Source organism: Ensifer sp. M14 (genome assembly GCF_003355565.1).
GTDB lineage: Bacteria > Pseudomonadota > Alphaproteobacteria > Rhizobiales > Rhizobiaceae > Ensifer.
The window spans coordinates 1664267-1680437 of sequence record NZ_QJNR01000004.1; the positions used below are offsets into that span (position 1 = coordinate 1664267).

Annotated in this window: 15 protein-coding genes; 4 read left to right on the plus strand and 11 right to left on the minus strand. The window is 61.2% G+C overall.

The window, feature by feature from the left end; genetic code table 11:
- Positions 1 to 675 precede the first annotated feature (675 nt).
- Positions 676 to 1413, plus strand: coding sequence for a response regulator transcription factor (locus tag BLJAPNOD_RS07900; protein ID WP_115419420.1), 738 nt, complete (start codon positions 676 to 678; stop codon positions 1411 to 1413).
- A 6-nt stretch (positions 1414 to 1419) separates the two neighbouring features.
- Here the strand turns inward: BLJAPNOD_RS07900 and BLJAPNOD_RS07905 are convergent, their stop codons facing one another.
- The 5 genes from BLJAPNOD_RS07905 to BLJAPNOD_RS07925 form a co-directional block, all read right to left on the minus strand.
- Positions 1420 to 1692, minus strand: a complete 273-nt coding sequence (locus tag BLJAPNOD_RS07905) for a transposase (RefSeq protein ID WP_158556104.1) — start codon at positions 1690 to 1692, stop codon at positions 1420 to 1422.
- 105 nt (positions 1693 to 1797) lie between these two features.
- Positions 1798 to 3240 (minus strand): HlyD family type I secretion periplasmic adaptor subunit, encoded by a 1443-nt coding sequence (locus tag BLJAPNOD_RS07910; protein ID WP_115419421.1) that lies wholly within the window; start codon positions 3238 to 3240, stop codon positions 1798 to 1800.
- Positions 3241 to 3255: 15 nt separating this feature from the next.
- Positions 3256 to 4971, minus strand: a complete 1716-nt coding sequence (locus BLJAPNOD_RS07915) for a type I secretion system permease/ATPase (protein WP_115419422.1) — start codon at positions 4969 to 4971, stop codon at positions 3256 to 3258.
- A gap of 101 nt (positions 4972 to 5072) precedes the next feature.
- Positions 5073 to 5702: a PE-PGRS family protein gene (locus BLJAPNOD_RS07920; protein WP_077501046.1), complete on the minus strand. Its 630-nt coding sequence runs from the start codon at positions 5700 to 5702 to the stop codon at positions 5073 to 5075.
- A 301-nt stretch (positions 5703 to 6003) separates the two neighbouring features.
- A complete protein-coding gene (locus BLJAPNOD_RS07925) occupies positions 6004 to 7086 on the minus strand; it encodes a hypothetical protein (protein ID WP_115419423.1) in 1083 nt (360 codons plus the stop codon).
- A 374-nt stretch (positions 7087 to 7460) separates the two neighbouring features.
- On the opposite strand from BLJAPNOD_RS07925, the gene BLJAPNOD_RS07930 reads away from it, so the two are divergent.
- The 3 genes from BLJAPNOD_RS07930 to BLJAPNOD_RS07940 all read left to right on the plus strand — a co-directional run bounded on the left by BLJAPNOD_RS07930 (position 7461) and on the right by BLJAPNOD_RS07940 (position 11145).
- A complete protein-coding gene (locus BLJAPNOD_RS07930) occupies positions 7461 to 8921 on the plus strand; it encodes a DUF3300 domain-containing protein (RefSeq protein WP_115419424.1) in 1461 nt (486 codons plus the stop codon).
- 49 nt (positions 8922 to 8970) lie between these two features.
- Entirely contained in the window at positions 8971 to 9903 is a 933-nt protein-coding gene (locus tag BLJAPNOD_RS07935; RefSeq protein ID WP_244611005.1) for a DUF2950 domain-containing protein, read from the plus strand.
- 180 nt (positions 9904 to 10083) lie between these two features.
- Positions 10084 to 11145 carry a hypothetical protein gene (locus BLJAPNOD_RS07940; RefSeq protein ID WP_147294535.1) on the plus strand — a complete coding sequence of 354 codons (1062 nt, stop codon included), beginning with the start codon at positions 10084 to 10086 and terminating at the stop codon, positions 11143 to 11145.
- 19 nt (positions 11146 to 11164) lie between these two features.
- Here BLJAPNOD_RS07940 and BLJAPNOD_RS07945 read toward each other — a convergent pair whose 3' ends face one another.
- The 6 genes from BLJAPNOD_RS07945 to BLJAPNOD_RS07970 form a co-directional block, all read right to left on the minus strand.
- The gene (locus BLJAPNOD_RS07945; protein WP_115419426.1) at positions 11165 to 11509 is read right to left on the minus strand and encodes a cytochrome C oxidase subunit IV family protein; all 345 of its coding nucleotides are present in this window, start codon (positions 11507 to 11509) and stop codon (positions 11165 to 11167) included.
- Positions 11510 to 11518: 9 nt separating this feature from the next.
- Entirely contained in the window at positions 11519 to 12241 is a 723-nt protein-coding gene (locus BLJAPNOD_RS07950) for a heme-copper oxidase subunit III family protein (RefSeq protein ID WP_115419427.1), read from the minus strand.
- A gap of 10 nt (positions 12242 to 12251) precedes the next feature.
- Positions 12252 to 12956, minus strand: a complete 705-nt coding sequence (locus BLJAPNOD_RS07955; protein WP_115419428.1) for a cytochrome c oxidase subunit 3 — start codon at positions 12954 to 12956, stop codon at positions 12252 to 12254.
- Positions 12953 to 14728 carry a cytochrome c oxidase subunit I gene (gene ctaD, locus BLJAPNOD_RS07960; RefSeq protein ID WP_115419429.1) on the minus strand — a complete coding sequence of 592 codons (1776 nt, stop codon included), beginning with the start codon at positions 14726 to 14728 and terminating at the stop codon, positions 12953 to 12955. The genes BLJAPNOD_RS07955 and ctaD overlap by 4 nt, the downstream gene beginning before the upstream one ends.
- Positions 14729 to 14763: 35 nt before the next feature.
- A complete protein-coding gene (locus BLJAPNOD_RS07965) occupies positions 14764 to 15606 on the minus strand; it encodes a cytochrome c oxidase subunit II (protein WP_115419430.1) in 843 nt (280 codons plus the stop codon).
- A 140-nt stretch (positions 15607 to 15746) separates the two neighbouring features.
- Entirely contained in the window at positions 15747 to 16133 is a 387-nt protein-coding gene (locus BLJAPNOD_RS07970; protein ID WP_115419431.1) for a cytochrome c family protein, read from the minus strand.
- Between the last annotated feature and the right edge of the window lie 38 nt (positions 16134 to 16171).

The following is a 16171-nucleotide window of genomic DNA, read 5'->3' on the forward strand; positions in this document are numbered from 1 at the left end:
GGCTCATAACCTGAAGGCCGCAGGTTCAAATCCTGCCCCCGCAACCAAATCAAAAAAAAGCCCGCCAGGTGAAAACCGGCGGGCTTTTTGACGTTCGGGCCTAACCACACAACGCTAACCTGTAAGCGCGCCACAAACAAAGGCCAGGAAAACACGAACCTTGCGCGTGCAGTCAGAAACGCGCCCGCTTAGACCGAGGATGCATGAACGCAATGCTGGGCAGCCGATCCTGGAGGCGGGCAAGCGCTGCCCGAGCTTCGTTCACAGCCTGAAATTCTCCAGATCACAATGCAATGTGCAACCGACTCCGATAGCCGTCATGGGCAAGTGTGGCTGAAATATTCCGGCAAAAGGGCCGGGCGCTCCCGGGCTTCGGGCAGGGCTGCTTGCCGAACGTCTCCCTGGCGGTCAGGGGAGATCACCAGATTCAGTTGCAAATTTGGGGTCGCATGATGGGCACGCCTTGCATCACTGTCTCGATGAACAACGCGGATTTCGCTACTCAAGATATGTTACAACGGGCCAGGTTGGAAAATTCAGTCAAAAAAGAGATTATATTTCAATATTTTACTGTAATTGGTCCAATCGGATTAATCCTGATTTTCTCATGACATGATGCATCTTCGAGCCTAGTATGCACCCCTTAGAGGTTGCAAACATCCTGGGGGTTGACCTGTGTCCATCAGTTCAGGAGCGGTGCGCCGCAAAGCGCGCAATGCACCGACCGGTATCGTCATAGAACCGCACACGCTTGCCCGTACCGCCATCGTCACGCTGCTCGAGCGCGAACTCGCGGGGTGGAACTTCATCGATATGATCTCGACTGCGAGTTTGGACAAGGCTCTCGGCATGGACGTGCGTTTGATCACGCTCGATCTGGCGGGGAGGGGCGTCAGAAGCAGCAGTTTGCTCGACGATCTGGCCGCCGTGGCCGCGCGCTTTCCCGAAGCGCCGATAGCCTTGCTGTCGGATACGGACGATATATCGATCGCGACACAGGCGCTGCAGATGGGGATCCGCGGCTTCTTCACCACCGCGCTGCCCATCGAGATTGCGCTCGCCGGTTTGAGGCTGGTGCTTGCGGGCGGCGTGTTCTGTCCGCATCCGCTGGGTGCGTTCGCCGACGACCCGGCGCTGCATGTGGTGCCGGAGGACGCGCAGCGCTGGCCCAAGCGGTTGCGCCACGACGATCTTATCCTGGCCGATTTCACGCCACGCGAGGCTGATGTGCTGGCCGAATTGCAGTGCGGCTCGTCAAACAAAGTCATCGCCGGCAAGCTCAATCTGTCGGGCCATACCGTGAAGATGCATCTCCAGCACATCATGCGCAAGCTGCAGGTGCAGAACCGCACGGAGGTGGTCGCACGGCTCGGAGGCAGACCGTCGCCCGGCGATGGAGCGGCGGTCACGTAGCCGCCGTCATTTCGACGTCTTCTCCAACATCTCGCTCAGTGTCGCGGCCGTCAGCATGGCCTCGGCCAGGAGCTTCTTCAGCTTTTGGTTCTCCTGTTCCAGTGCCCTTATGCGTTTGACATCGAAGCCAACTGTTCGAAGCTGAGAGGATTGCCAGCGGTAAAAAGTCGGTTCGCTGACACCATAACGCTGGCAAACATCTGCCACCGTCGCGCCGGCCTGATGCTCCCTGAGGATGTCCATGATCTCGTCGTCATCGAATTTTCGCTTGCCCATCATGGTGTCCTTCAGTGGAACCAAGCCAGGGATGCAAGGGGCATGGGGCGGCAACGGAGCACGTACCTCCATTCGCGTCGCGCACAGAGCAGCCGGCTACAGCATGTTTCAGTCCTCACGAAATGCCCTGTTGAAACTGTCCAACAGCGGCCTCAACGCATAGAGGGCGACGCTGTTCGTGCCCGTTTCGATCAGCGTCTGGGCCGGCATGCCGGGCACAAGCTCGACTTCGTTCATCTTCGCCAACCGCTCATCGACCACATGGATCGTCGCGGCATAGTAGGATTGCCCGGTTTGCTTGTCGACCAGACGATCCGCCGAGACATATTCGACCTTTCCCTTCAGAAGCGGTACCCGGTGTTGATTGTAAGGCAGCAGATGGACCTGCGCCTCGAGACCGGGATGCACCAGATTGATGTCCTCGGGTCGCACTCTGGCCGAGACGATCAGGCGTCCTTTGCGCGGGACGAGGTCGACAAGCGGTTCGCCGGCGCCGATAACACCACCGCTGGTATGGATGCGCAAATCCATGATCACACCGTCTTCCGGCGCCCGGATCTCGGTTCTGGCCAATTGGTCGTCGATCGCCCGCAACCTTTCGCTCAGCTGCAGGATCTGGGTTTCCGTTTCGCGCATGGCCTGGGCGACTTCGTTCAGCCGATCGCTTCGAAGTTTGACGAGATAGGCCTGGGCTTCGCTGATCACCTGGTCGGCGCGGGAGATCTGCGCCGAGATTTCGCCCAGACGCCCGCTGATATCCGCCTTTTCCCGTTGCAGGTTGAGAACGCGGCTTTTCTTTTCCAGGCCCTTGGCCGTCAGCGTCGTGACGCTCTCAAGCTCCTGCCTTGAAATTTCGACCCGTTCGCTCAGCGCTGACTTCTGCGCGATAAGGCCGACGACTTCCTGCTGCACCTGTTTCATTCTTTCTTGCGTGATCGCGATCTCCGACCGCATGACCTGGCGACGGGTCTCGAAGATCCGCTGCTGACCGGTGACGATCGCCCTGATCGCCGGATTGCCGACCATCACGGCCAGCATATCGGGCGGGTAGGTTATGCTGTCCGCGTCATCCTGCTCGGCAAGCAGGCGCGCGCGTCTGGCATCCGCATCCCACAGCTGTCCCCGGAGGCTGTCGCGCTCCGAGCGGAATTTGGTATCGTCCAGTTCGATCAGCACCTGGCCGGCGGTGACGGAGTCGCCATTCTTGACGCGGATCTGCCGGATGATGCCGCCTTCGAGATGCTGAATGGTCTTGCGGCTGTTTTCCGGTTCGACGACGCCTGAGGCGATCGCCGCGCTGCTGAGTGGCGCCAGTGCCGACCAAGTGCCAAGGCCGATGACGAAGAAGCCGATCAGCAGATTGCCGGTCCAGGCGACGGAACGCAGCCGTGACATCGGCGAGGCGGCCGCGAGCTCGATCGGGCTGATGCCGTCCTGCGGCAAATAGGTCAGCAGTTTTCCGATCGGGCCCTGCGGCTTTATCGTGCGGTGGGCTGCATCGGCAGCGCCAATGATCCGTGCTGGAGGCGGTTCGATCTGAACGAGATGCATTGTGTCGCCCTCCTCCTACGTTCCGGTTCGCGCGGGAGGCTGAAGATGCGCCTCGAAGATCTGTTCGCTGTCTCCGAAGGCATCGACCGTGCCATTGCGCAGAATGGCGATCTTGTTGGTCACGGGCAGGATGCCCATGCGATGGGTGATGATGACGACGATCATGCCGCGCGCTCTCATCCGCGATATGGCCGTGAACAGCTTGCGTTCGCCGTCGTAGTCAAGGCTCGAGTTCGGATCGTCGAGCACCACCAGTGATGGATTGCCGTAGGCAGCGCGCGCCAATCCAAGCTGCTGGCGCTGCGCCCTCAGGAGCAGACCGCCGCCTTCGCCGATGTCGGTGTCATAGCCCTTGGGCAGCCGCATGATCGTCTCATGCAGGCCGACGAGCTTCGCCGCCTCGATCGCCTTGCCGGGGTCAGCGCCATCCAGCCGGCCGATCACGTCCTTGACCGCGCCGCCGAAGAGTTCGATGTCCTGCGGCAGGTAGCCGACATGACGTATGCCCGCGCACAGGCGCAGGGCGGCGATGTCGACACCGCCAAGAAGGGCACAGCCACTCGTGGCCGGCTCGACGCCGGCAATGATCCGTCCGAGCGTTGATTTTCCCGACCCCGATGGCCCGATCAGGGCGACGCAGTCGCCCGGCACCAGTCGCAGGGTAACGCCCTGCAAGATCTGCCTGTCAGGATAGGGCAGGGTGTAGCCAACGCTATCGAGGATAAGGCCGCTCGGCTCGGGCACGGGAACCATGCGCGCATCGCCGTCGGCTGCCACGGCAATCAGCATCTGATTGAGCCGATTGAAGGCATTGCGGGCAAAGGCGACGGAGCGCCATGCCCCGATCGCCCCTTCGACCGGCGCCAGTCCGCGGCCGAGCAGAAGACTGGCGACGAAGATGATGCCGGGGCTGCTGTTTTCCTCGAGTACCAGCCAGGTGGCAGCGCCCATCATCAGAATTTGCGTCAGCGTTCTCACGGATTTCGACAGGCCGAGAATGACCTCAGTGCGCTGCATCGCGGCGTCCTGTGCCTTTCTCGCCGCTTCGGCGTCGCGGTAGACGATCTGGGCGGCGCCGTCCTGCATGCCCATCGCGCGGATGACCTGAATGTATTTGAGGGCGGTCGCAAAGCGCAGATAGCTGCGCGTAAGCGCACGGTTGGCATGGGCAAGGGGACGTCGCGTCGACAGTTCGGTGAGGATCGCCAGGAGCAGCAGGGAGAGGGCGCTCAGCAGGCCGATGACGCCGAGCAGCGGGTGGACGAGAAACAACAGCAGCAGGAACACGGGCGCCCAGGGCACGTCGAAGAGCAGCGAACTTGCGGGCGAATCCAGAAACTGCCTGAGCGTCGACAGGTCCTTGTAGCAATCCGTCGCAACTGCGGAGCTGGTGCGTGCGCCATATTCGAACGAGGCGGTGAGAACCACCGGGCGCAGCCGATGGTCGAGCCAACTGCCGATGCGCGAAAGGGCCGCCCGACGCACGATATCGAGCAGCGACCCGACCACCACGGCGACGGCGATAATCAGCGTCAGCATCACCAGTGTGTCGGCGCTGCGGCTCGATAGCACGCGATCGTAGATTTGCAGCAGATAGATGGAGGGGGCGAGCAGAAACAGGTTGTAGCCGCAGCTGTAAAGGAAGACCAAGCCGAAGGCTCCGGCCGAGGCTCTGAGGGCCATGACCAGATGCGTCGGTTCGCGCGGCGAGGGTTGCGAGTTTGTTGTCATTATCAGATCTCGGTGCAATCGACTCTGACAAGGCAGGGGCTTGGCACGGTACAGACAAGGATGAGGATCGTTGGCCGAAGCCGACGATCCTCATTGCAAGTTCACGAACCGAGATCGCTAAGGTCGATCGATCCGAACGCGTTGATGAAATTGTCGAGCGCATTCGAGACCGTTGTGGTTTCGGTCGTGGTGTCTGTGGATGTATTGGTTTCGGTCGAGGTGTTGGTTTCCGTGAACGGATTTGTGTGAACCAGGGCCGAAGAAATGTCGCCACCCAATGCCTGGTTGCCATTGCCGCCGTTGCCGCCGACGCCGGCGAGAATGGTGGCGCTCTGGTCGGCCAGGAACTGCGTGTTCTGCGTTGCCGTGGTGTCTGCCGCAACCGCTGCGACGTTGCCGCCGCTGGTGTTGCCCTGATCGCCACTGGAGGTGGCATCGCCACCAGCTCCACCGGAGCCGCTGTTGGTCAGCGAGGCGAGGAAGCCGTCACGGGCCTGAGCCAACCCACCGGTGCCACCGTCACCCGTCCCCCAACCAGCGCTTTGCCACACATCGTCGCCGTTGTAGAGCTTGGTGTATGCGCCTTCGACGGTCTGTGAGTTGGCGACATAAGCCACCGGGTTGTAGTTGATATCACCATAGTTGAAGCCGTCACCGCCGTTGCCGGCATTCGCGTCGCCAGCGTCGGAGTTGCTGAGATTGATCGTGTCAGATGCTTGCGGAATAGGCATAGCGTTGCTCCTCTACGTATCTTGACCCCCGTGTTCTCTCAGCGGTTCGGTGCCAGCGATACCGTGTGGCAGACGGGGTAACCGCGAATGAATGGTGCGCGTTCTTGCGCGTGCGAGCTAGCTGGACAATCGGTGACGTCCCTTTGGGCGGGGTATGGGCCTTTGGGCGGGGTATGGGGCACCTGGCGGATATGGGCTGGGGATTGAGTGCGCGAGACAGACAAACGCACCCGGTTGCGGGTGCGTTTTGATATCTGTTCCCCAATCCCGCCGCCGCGCGGCGGGCAGGGTTCGGCAAAATTCAGCTACCGTCGACGAGGCTGAGGATGTCGTCGACAAGTGCCGAATGGGCGTCGGACAGATTGCCCTCTCCGCCAAGTCCGCCGATGCCTGCCATCTGCAGCGCGTGCTGATCATAGAGCACGTGGTCGAGCTGCTGCGCATCGGCGGTGCCACCGGCCGGAACGGCGATGTTGATGGGGTGGAAATACCCGATGCTGACATCAACCATGCTGCCGTTGGAATAGCCGGATCCGCCACCGCCGGCCATCCCGTCGCCGGTGAAGATCGTGTCGGAGGACAGGTTGAAACCGCCACCGGCACCTCCGATGCCCGCGATCTGCACGCCGCCCTGATCGAAGATGGCGTTGTTGGTCTGGTGGGCCTGGGCGTCGCCGCCGGCAGCGCCGACAGCGATGTTGATCGGCGAAAAAACGGCTACGTTGACGTCGATCATGCTGCCGATGAAGGTGCCGTCGCCGCCGTGCCCGGCAAAATTATCGCCGGTAAAGGTTATGGATGTTGCGTGGTTCGCAGACGAGCCGCCGCCGGCAATGTTGTTATCGCCACCCGAACCGCCGATGCCGCCTATCTGGGTCGCGCCTTGCAGCATGGCCGCGTTGTTGACCTGGCTGGCTGTCGCCGTCGAGCCGGGCCCCCCCGCGACCGCGGTGTTCACCGGGGCAAATACGCCCACGTCGGTGCTTACGAGGCTGCCGATGAAGGTGCCGTGGCCGCCGCCGCCGGCATTGCCGCCACCGCTGCCCGCAGAGTTGCCGTTGCCGCCATCGCCGCCCATGCCGGTCATCTCGGTGACATGCTGGTTGATCAGCGCGTCATTGCCCTGTTGCGCATCTGCGGCCGAATGGGGGCCGGTAATGGCGGCGTTCGAGGGCATGAAGACGGCGAGCGTGTTGCTGTCGAGCGTGCCGATGCTCGTTCCGTTGCCGCCGCTGCCGGCCGAATTGTGGTCCGGATCGGGAACGAGTTCGAGGGGAAGCCAGGTGGGAACCAGCGCGAGGTGCCCGGCGGCAGCGCTTGCGACCGTGATCTGATTGGTGTTCGCGTTCGGCGCCGTTTCCGACAAGGGACGAGTTTCCGTCATCGCCGTCTCTCCAATCCACCGTTCAGCGCAGCCCCTGCGAGATCGCGCAGGACATGGGTCCGAATTGAACCGCTATTCTGTAGCCAGTTGCGGGAAAAGAAGAGCCTGCAATTCGTCTACGCCCGTTTGGGTAGGGTCTAGCCGTTTGGCCGTAACGCACGGTCTTGTCGCGCCAACCTGGCACAACCTCAGGCGGAAGCCGGCATGCGGTCATCATTTATGCATTGAAAAAGAAAGAACTTATGCACTAGTATGCCCTTGCAGTTGCAACAGAAGCGCTGCCGACATTTAAGATCAGCAGACGGGCAGACACAGATACACGCACCAGCAGACAGTTACAGGTGACGCCATAGTGCGTCCGATCGGGAGGGGAAATGGCAGTCAAGAGTGTCATCCGTTTGCATCGATCGATCTGCTTCCTGGCGACTGCGTGTCTGCTCATTCCGGAACCCTACACGTACAATTTCAGGGCCTTTGCGCAGGAACAGGCTGCCACCGATCCGGCGGCCGGGCAGCAGGCCGATGCGGATAGACCGGAGCCGCTCAGCGAGGACGAACTCGAAGTCCTTGTTGCCCGCATCGCGCTCTATCCCGACGAATTGGTCGCGCTCATCGCGTCGGCTTCACTCTTTCCGTTGCAGATTGTCGAGGCCGAGCGCTATCTCGACAATCTCAAGAAGAACAAGGACCTGAAGCCCAAGGACAGCTGGGACGGCAGCGTGATCTCGCTGCTGAACTATCCAGATATCGTGACGATGATGAGCGAGGACATCGACTGGACGCAGTCCCTGTCCGATGCGATGGCCTACCAGCAAAAGGACGTGCTGATCGCGATTCAGCAGCTTCGTGATAAGGCGGTGGCCTCGGGCGTGCTGAAGACTGACGACAAGATGACCATCGTTCAGGAGAACGACAACGTCATCATCCAGGCGGCCAATCCGGAAAAGATCTACATTCCGCAATACGAGCCGGAGATGCTCTACGCGCCGAACTATGCGCCGGAGCCCCTGTCTTATTATCCCGAGCCATATCCGAACTACTACTATCCGGCGGCGACGTTCTTTGCGGGCGCGGTGACCGGAGCGGTATTCGGTGCGATGGTCGATTGGGATGACTGGGGCGTGTGGGGCGGACGCTACGATGGCGACATCGACGTCGACTGCAACAACTGCTTCAACAACATCAACGGCAAGGTCAAGTTCAACGACATCGACTGGAAGAATGTCGATCGCAGCAAGATCAACATCGACAAAAACCAACTCGCCAAGTTCGATCGTTCGAACATGAAGAACAGGATCGAAGCGAACGGCAACAACAACATCCGCGACAAGGCCAAGATTACCAGAAGCGATGCGAGTGCGAACCTGCGGCAGAAGGTCGACACGGGCTCCTTCAAGGACCTGAAGGATGTTCGCAGCAACAAGCTCGATGGCGCGAAGAACCGGGCTGGCAATGCGCGGCCGAATGCCGGGGCGGGCAACAGACAGGCAGGCGCTGCCGGGGCGGCGCAGCGGCCCGGGAACATCTCGAAACCCGGCGGCGGCTCAGGCGGCAAGGTCAATCGGCCAGCGAGCAAGCCGCGTCCGGCAGGAAAAGCCGACAATCGTCCACGCAAGCCGTCAGGCCTCGGCGAAGTGCGTTCCGGCAAGGCGACGCAGGTGCAGTCGCGGCGCGGTGGCCAGGCCATGGGTGGCGGCGCCCGCAGCGGGAGCAGGCCGCATCGGTCTGTTGGTCAGGGTGGTGGCGGCGGCGGACGGTCTGTGGCCCGGCACGGCGGTGGCGGCGGGGCTCGTCATGGTGGTGGTGGTGGACGTGGTGGCGGTGGACGTCGTTGAGCGCGTGAAACGGGAGGGTATGGTCATGACCAAGTATCATCGTCAGAGCATGATTTTCCGTTCGGGTGTCGGGCTCGTGCTGCTCGGCCTGTCGACCTATGCGGGAGTAACGGTGGCAGCAGAGAGCGAGCCGCCGGAGCTCGCAGACTATATCTCGCCGACCGATCCCCCCACCTTCGACGATCCCGACAAGGCGGTTTCGGCTTTCAAGGAGGCGATGAGTTCGAGCGACTTCGGCAAACTTGCCGCGTTGCTCGGCCTTGATGCCGAAAAGCTGAAGGCGGGCGAAGGGGTGATGGACACCTACGAACAGATAAAGGCAGGTGCCGCGAAGAAGGTAGTCCTGATGGATGCGGGCGATAACAAGATCATCCAGGTCGGCGACCAGCTCTGGCCCTTGCCCTTCCCAATCGTCAAGGGCGACGACGGCAAGTGGGCTTTCGACACTTATGCCGGCATCGAGGAGATCATCAACCGCCGCGTCGGCGAGAACGAGCTTGAGGCGATCAACACGGTGCGCGCCTATGTGGACGCCCAGGAGGAGTATACCCAGGAAGATCACGATGGGGATGGCGTGTTCGAATATGCCCAGAAGCTGATTTCAAGCGAAGGCAAGACCGATGGTCTCTATTGGCCTGTAGAGCAGGGGGATGGCGACAGTCCGGCAGGCGATCTCTCGCAAGCTCAATTGGACAAGGCCAAGGCCGATGAGGGCTATTATGGCTACCGCTTCAAGATACTGACGCGCCAGGGCGGAAACATCGCCGGCGGCTCCTACGACTATGTCATCAACGGCAATATGATTGCTGGCTTCGGGCTCGTCGCGTGGCCGGTAAAATATGGCGAAACGGGCATCCATACTTTCGTCGTCAACCGCAACGGTATCGTCTATCAGGCCGATCTCGGAGCGGGGACGGATGCGATGGCGCGCGATATCAAGCAGTTCAATCCCAACGACAACTGGACCATTACCGAGGATTGAGCGCTCTTGGGTATCAAGAACAAGGAGCAAGCGGGGAAGGGACAAGCGGCGCCAGCGCCACGGCGTGTTGATCCTACCGCCAGCGAGTATCTGGCGGCCCATGGAGGGCCGTTTTTCGAGTTGCAACGACGATTTGGGCTGCTTCACGAGCGCTCGCTGAAGACTGGCAGGCGAGCCTTGTTGTTCGTCGGGCTGGCCTGGTTCGTGCCGCTCTTGCTCGGGCTACCGCGCAGCTTTCTCGCGGCTGACACGCCTGGATCCTATCTCGGCGATCTCGGCGTCTGGGCCCGTTTCGTGGTGGGGATCGGCGCCTTCGTGCTTGCCGAACAGCAGGTCGAACGCGGGTTGCGCATCAAGCTCGGTCAGTTTCTGAAGGCACCTTTGATCGCACCCAGTTCGGTTGCGCCCTTCGCCGAGGCCGTGACGACCGCACTCGCAAGGCGCGACTCGCGGGTTGCGGAAGCGACTTGCCTTGTCCTTGCGATTGTCGCTGGGGTGGTGGCCTTTGCCAACACCCACGCGGCGACCGTGTCGTCCTGGGCGGTTGAGGTTTCGCCCGACGGTAACCGCCTCACCTTGACCGCCTGGTGGATGGTGTTCGTCAGCCAGCCGCTGTTCGTGTTCCTGCTTTTGCGCGGGCTCTGGCGACATTTCGTCTGGGCACAGCTCTTGCGTCGGATCGCCCGGCTGGAGCTCCGGCTGGTGGCAACCCACCCTGATGGCAATGGCGGGTTGGCTTTTCTTGCAAGCTATCCCAACGCCTATGTCCTCTTCATCTTCGGCGTCAGCGCGGCGATCGGCGCTGCAATTGCCAAGCATCTGCTGCAGGAAAGCCTGACAAGCACCACGTTCAGCATCATTGCCGGCGGTTGGCTGGTGGTCGTGCTCGCGCTCTTTGCCTATCCGTTGTCGGCCTTCTCCAAGCCGCTTGCGGAATTGAAGGAGAAGAGCCTGCTGATGCTGGGCACGCAGGCCACACGCTATCACCGTTTGAACGAGCGCAAGATCCTGGGGACGAACGTTGCGGCGGAAAGTGCCGACGAGGTCCAGCAGCAGGCCGACGACATTGCCGACCCGACGAAACAGTTCGAGACCACGCGCAAGCTGTCGGCGATGCTGTTGAACCGGTCGGCCATCGTGCCTGTTGCGGCGGCTGCGCTTCTTCCGATCGCCGCTGCCGGCGCCACCATTCTTCCCTATAAGGAAGTGTTCTCGGTTCTCAAGAAACTGCTGCTGCTCTGAACACTGTCGCCCCGACCTTTCATGGCGCGGCACCGAAGAAGGTGAGGCGGCTGAAGAGCACGTAGTGCGATTCTGACACCATCAGCGCGACGAAGACCAGCACCAGAAGCGGCGGCAGCAGGATGGCGTAGATCAGCGCCAGGCGCTCCCAGGCCATATGCATGAAGACGGCAACGATGAGCCCCGCCTTCAGCATCATGAAGAGCAGGATTAGAGACCATCTGAGATAGCCTTGAAGGCCGACATAGTCGACCATGTAGGAAAAGGCGCTGAGCACGAAAAGCAGGCCCCAGACCAGTAAATAGAGGCCGATGGGGTGTTGTTGGTGCTCTTTCGCAGCAGTATGTGCCGGTGCGTCAGTCATGGCCGTTCCTCACCAGAGATAGAAGAATGCGAAGATGAAGACCCAGACGAGGTCGACGAAGTGCCAGTAAAGGCCGGTGATTTCGACGACCTCGTACTGTCCCTTGCGGCTGGTGAAAAAGCCGCGCTTGCCCGTTTCGAAATCGCCACGCCAGACTTTTCGGGCGATGATCAGGAGGAAGATGACGCCGATCGTCACGTGCGTGCCATGGAAGCCGGTGATCATGAAGAAGGTGGAGCCGAACTGCGGCGCTCCCCACGGGTTGCCCCATGGGCGCACGCCTTCGGAGATCAGCTTCGTCCATTCGAAGGCCTGCATGCCGACGAAGGTGGCGCCGAAGAGAGCGGTCAGCAGCATCAAAGCCGCCGTCTTGCGCCGGTCGCGGCGATAACCGTAGTTGACCGCCATCGCCATGGTGCCGCTCGATGAAATCAAGACGAAGGTCATGATGGCGATCAGGATCAGCGGCACGTCGGAGCCGCCGATATGCAGCGCGAACACCTCGCTCGGGTTGGGCCAGGGGACCACGGTCGACATGCGCGCCGACATGTAGGCGACCAGAAAACAGCCGAAGACGAAGGTGTCGCTGAGCAGGAAGATCCACATCATGGACTTCCCCCAGGAGACGTTCTTGAAAGTGCGCTGATCCGATGCCCAGTCGGCGGCAAAGCCGGCGAGCCCCGATGGCCGTGGCAAGGGCTCTGTGACAGGAGAATGTGTCGGCGCGGACATGGGACAGCTCCTAGGTCAAGATTTGCCGGCAGAGGTCGATGAAGTCGTTGGCCCAGCCGGAGAACAGCGCAAACAGCACGAGCCAGACAGCGAGCATGAAGTGCCAATAAGTGGCGCAGAGCGTGATCGACAGGGTCGCTCGTGCGTCGATCGGCCCCTTGCGGGTTGAGAGAATGGTGCGAGCAAGAGCGATCAGGCCACCGATGATGTGCAGGCCATGCATGCCGGTGATCATGTAGAAGAAGCTGTTCGCCGCGTTGCCGGTGAGAAGGTATCCGGCGTCGGTGAGTTCGCGCCAGGCGAAGACCTGGCCGACGAGAAAGGCGAGGCCCAAGGCAAGGGCGGCGATCAGAGCCGTGCGGCTGGCGTCGTCGCGGTGGCGTTCAGCCGACACCTTAGCGGCGTGGAGCATCAGGCTTCCTGCCGCAAGCACGGCCGTATTCAGCCAGAGAAGCTTCGGCATCGGCGTCGACCACCAGTCGGTCGACGCCATGCGCATGAAGTAGGCGCTGATGAAGAGGGTGAACAGCGCGCCGACCACGGCGAGAAAGACGCCGAGGCCGATCTTGGCCGGCTCTATTGGGCGCCGGCCCTGCGGGCGTGGGTCGTGGTGTTGGCCGACCTCCAGCCAGGGCTTCGAGAACATCCGCTGCTGCGACAGCCACCAGCCGGCGATCGCGGCGATGACGGCAAGGAAGATCAGCGTGACACTCATGTCGCCGTCTCCCGCGTCAGGTTGTCGGGGCCTGGCTGGTTCTGCGGGATGAAATCCTCCGGCGCGCCCGGTACGCTGTAGTCATAGGCCCAGCGATAAACCACCGGCAGGTCTTTCCAGTTGCCGTGGCGCGGTGGCGTTTCCGGCGTCTGCCATTCGAGCGTCGTTGCCCGCCAGGGGTTGCCGCCGGCCTCGCGGCCATGGCGGATGCTCCAGACCAGATTGAACAGGAAGACGATCTGGGCCGCGCCGACGATGAGGGCGACGATGGTGATGAACTCGTTGAGCGTGTGGGCCGAGGCCGGCACGAAGGCCGTTTCGCCCATCTCGTAGTAGCGTCGGGGCATGCCGATCAGGCCGAGATAGTGCATCGGGAAGAAGATCAGGTAGGCGCCGACGAACGTCACCCAGAAGTGAAGCTGGCCCATCGCCTCGTTGAGCATGCGCCCCGTGACTTTCGGATACCAGTGATAGATGGCGCCGAAGATGACGAGGATCGGGGCCACACCCATGACCATGTGGAAATGGGCAACGACGAACATCGTATCGGACAGCGGCACGTCGACGACGACGTTGCCGAGGAAGAGGCCGGTGAGCCCGCCATTGAGGAAGGTGACGATGAAGCCGAGCGCAAACAGCATCGGCAGGTTGAGATGGATATCGCCGCGCCACAATGTCAGCACCCAGTTGTAGACTTTCAGCGCCGTCGGCACGGCAATGATCAGCGTCGTCGTGGCGAAGAAGAAACCGAAATAGGGGTTCATGCCACTGACATACATGTGGTGCGCCCAGACGACAAAGGACAAGGCGCCGATGACGACGATCGCCCAGACCATCATGCGGTAGCCGAAGATGTTCTTGCGCGCATGGGTGCTGATGAGATCGGAGACGATGCCGAAGGCGGGAAGGGCGACGATATAAACTTCCGGGTGGCCGAAGAACCAGAAGAGATGCTGGAACAGGATTGGGCTGCCGCCGCCATGCTGCAGCTGTTCGCCCATCTCGACGATCGCCGGCATGAAAAAGCTCGTGCCGAGAATGCGGTCGAACAGCATCATGACGCAGGCGACGAAGAGGGCGGGGAAGGCGAGCAGCGCCATCACCGTGGCGGTGAAGATGCCCCAGATCGTCAGCGGCATGCGCATCAACGTCATGCCGCGCGCACGCCCCTGCAGCACTGTGACCACATAGTTGAGCCCGCCCATGGTGAAGCCGATGATGAACAGGATGAGCGAGGAGAGCATCAGAACGATGCCCCAGTCCTTGCCGCCGGGCGTGCCTGACAGCACGGCCTGCGGTGGGTAAAGTGTCCAGCCGGCGCCGGTCGGCCCGCCGGGCGCAAAGAAGCTCGAGACAAGCACGAGCACGGCGAGAAAGTAGAGCCAGAAACTCAGCATGTTGGCGTAGGGAAACACCATGTCGCGCGCGCCGAGCATCAGCGGGATCAGATAGTTGCCGAAGCCGCCGAGAAACAAGGCCGTCAGCAGATAGATCACCATGATCATGCCGTGCATGGTGATGAACTGGTAGTAGCGCTCGGCATCGATGAAGGCGAAGGCGCCGGGAAAGCCCAGTTGCAGGCGCATCAGCCAGGACAGAACCAGAGCCACCATGCCGATGGCAATGGCAGTAGAGGCATATTGCACGGCGATGATCTTGGCGTCCTGGCTGAACACATAGCGCGTCCACCAGCTGTGGGGATGGTAGAGCTCGACATCCTCCACCTCGGCGTGTCCGAGCGCCCCATCTGTGCCTGACCGGATATCGACCATCTAAACTCTCCCAACAATGGCCGTCGGGGCGCCTCCTACCGCGCCGGGGCGGCATTACCTGCCAGTGCCGTTTCCTTCGTTTGCGCTGCTGCCATCAACTGCGAAAAGGTCTGCTGGCTTGCGAGCCAGGTCTGGTAGTCGGCCTCGCTGTCGACGATGACGGTGCCGCGCATCTGCGGGTGGCCGACTCCGCAAAGTTCAGCGCAAAGAACTTCAAAAGTGCCGGTGCGCGTGGGCGTGAGCCAGAAAAAGGTCACCATGCCGGGCACCATGTCCATTTTGGCGCGGAACTCCGGCACGTAGAAATTATGAAGCACGTCGACAGAGCGCAACAGCACCTTGACCGGCTTGCCGATCTCGAGGTGCAGTTCGCCGCCTTCGATGATGATGTCGTCGAGGGCGGCCGCGTCATTGCGGTTGAGGCCGAGCGAATTTTCAGGCGAGATGTCGCGCGTCTCGGAGGTGCCGAGCCTGCCGTCGATGCCGGGCAGTCGGTAGCTCCACAGCCATTGCTGCCCGACCACTTCGACCTGCCTTGCCCCGTCCGGCACGGTGATAAACTGATGCCAGACGAACAGACCTGGCGTCAGCATGGCGGCGACGCCCAGCGTCGTGCCGGCGGCGAGCCAGCTTTCGAGCTTCTTGTTTTCGGGTTCATAGGCCGCCCGGTTTCCCGGGCGGTGCCGAAAACGGAAGACGCAGTAAGCCATGAAAAGAACGACGGCGACGAAGACGACGCCGGTGATCCAGAAGGTGATGATGAGTGTATTGTCTATGTAGTTCCAGTTGGACGCGATCGGCGTCCACCACCACGGGCTGAACAAATGGAACAACACCGATCCGGCGGCCAGCAAAACCAGAATAACCACCACGGCCATTTCTTGTCCCTCCTCGCCGCTTGCGGCTGTGGGCATGAATACGCAATCCGTAGAGTTCCAAATGCAAGTATTGCACGAACGGAAAATACTCGCAATTGACCGTTCGGTGGAGTGCCTGTCGGCGGTTCCAACCGTTGCGTCTACTGCGAATATTGCTTGAGATAGGCGAGCAGGTTGGCGATATCGCCTTCATCCTTCAGTCCGGGAAAGACCATCTTGGTGCCTTTCACCTTCGCCTTCGGATTGTGGAGATAGTCGCGCATTGTCGCCTCGTCCCAGACGAGCCCGCCCTTGCCGGCGTCGATCATCGCCGGCGAATACTTGAAGTCGGGATGCGTGCCGGCAGTTCTACCCATCACGTGATTGAGTGATGGGCCGACCTTGTTGGTATCGCTGTCGACGACATGACAGATCGCGCATTTCTTGAAGACGGTCGCGCCGGCCTCCGCATCGCCCTCTTGCGAAAGGGCAGCGACGGGACAGAACAGCGTTGTCGAAAAGGCAAGGGCAACAACAAAGTTTCGCATGACACTTCCTCAAAATCGCCGGGCGCGTGGCAAGGAAG

What these genes read in the sequence shown, in the direction of transcription:
- BLJAPNOD_RS07910 (WP_115419421.1), bottom strand. Translation starts at nt 3,240, where the DNA reads ATGCATCTCGTTCAGATCGAACCGCCTCCAGCACGGATCATTGGCGCT.
- BLJAPNOD_RS07965 (WP_115419430.1), bottom strand. Translation starts at nt 15,606, where the DNA reads ATGGCCGTGGTGGTTATTCTGGTTTTGCTGGCCGCCGGATCGGTGTTG.
- BLJAPNOD_RS07920 (WP_077501046.1), bottom strand. Translation starts at nt 5,702, where the DNA reads ATGCCTATTCCGCAAGCATCTGACACGATCAATCTCAGCAACTCCGAC.
- BLJAPNOD_RS07915 (WP_115419422.1), bottom strand. Translation starts at nt 4,971, where the DNA reads ATGACAACAAACTCGCAACCCTCGCCGCGCGAACCGACGCATCTGGTC.
- ctaD (WP_115419429.1), bottom strand. Translation starts at nt 14,728, where the DNA reads ATGGTCGATATCCGGTCAGGCACAGATGGGGCGCTCGGACACGCCGAG.
- BLJAPNOD_RS07955 (WP_115419428.1), bottom strand. Translation starts at nt 12,956, where the DNA reads ATGAGTGTCACGCTGATCTTCCTTGCCGTCATCGCCGCGATCGCCGGC.
- BLJAPNOD_RS07950 (WP_115419427.1), bottom strand. Translation starts at nt 12,241, where the DNA reads ATGTCCGCGCCGACACATTCTCCTGTCACAGAGCCCTTGCCACGGCCA.
- BLJAPNOD_RS07930 (WP_115419424.1), top strand. Translation starts at nt 7,461, where the DNA reads ATGGCAGTCAAGAGTGTCATCCGTTTGCATCGATCGATCTGCTTCCTG.
- BLJAPNOD_RS07945 (WP_115419426.1), bottom strand. Translation starts at nt 11,509, where the DNA reads ATGACTGACGCACCGGCACATACTGCTGCGAAAGAGCACCAACAACAC.
- BLJAPNOD_RS07925 (WP_115419423.1), bottom strand. Translation starts at nt 7,086, where the DNA reads ATGACGGAAACTCGTCCCTTGTCGGAAACGGCGCCGAACGCGAACACC.
- BLJAPNOD_RS07970 (WP_115419431.1), bottom strand. Translation starts at nt 16,133, where the DNA reads ATGCGAAACTTTGTTGTTGCCCTTGCCTTTTCGACAACGCTGTTCTGT.
- BLJAPNOD_RS07905 (WP_158556104.1), bottom strand. Translation starts at nt 1,692, where the DNA reads ATGATGGGCAAGCGAAAATTCGATGACGACGAGATCATGGACATCCTC.
- BLJAPNOD_RS07935 (WP_244611005.1), top strand. Translation starts at nt 8,971, where the DNA reads ATGATTTTCCGTTCGGGTGTCGGGCTCGTGCTGCTCGGCCTGTCGACC.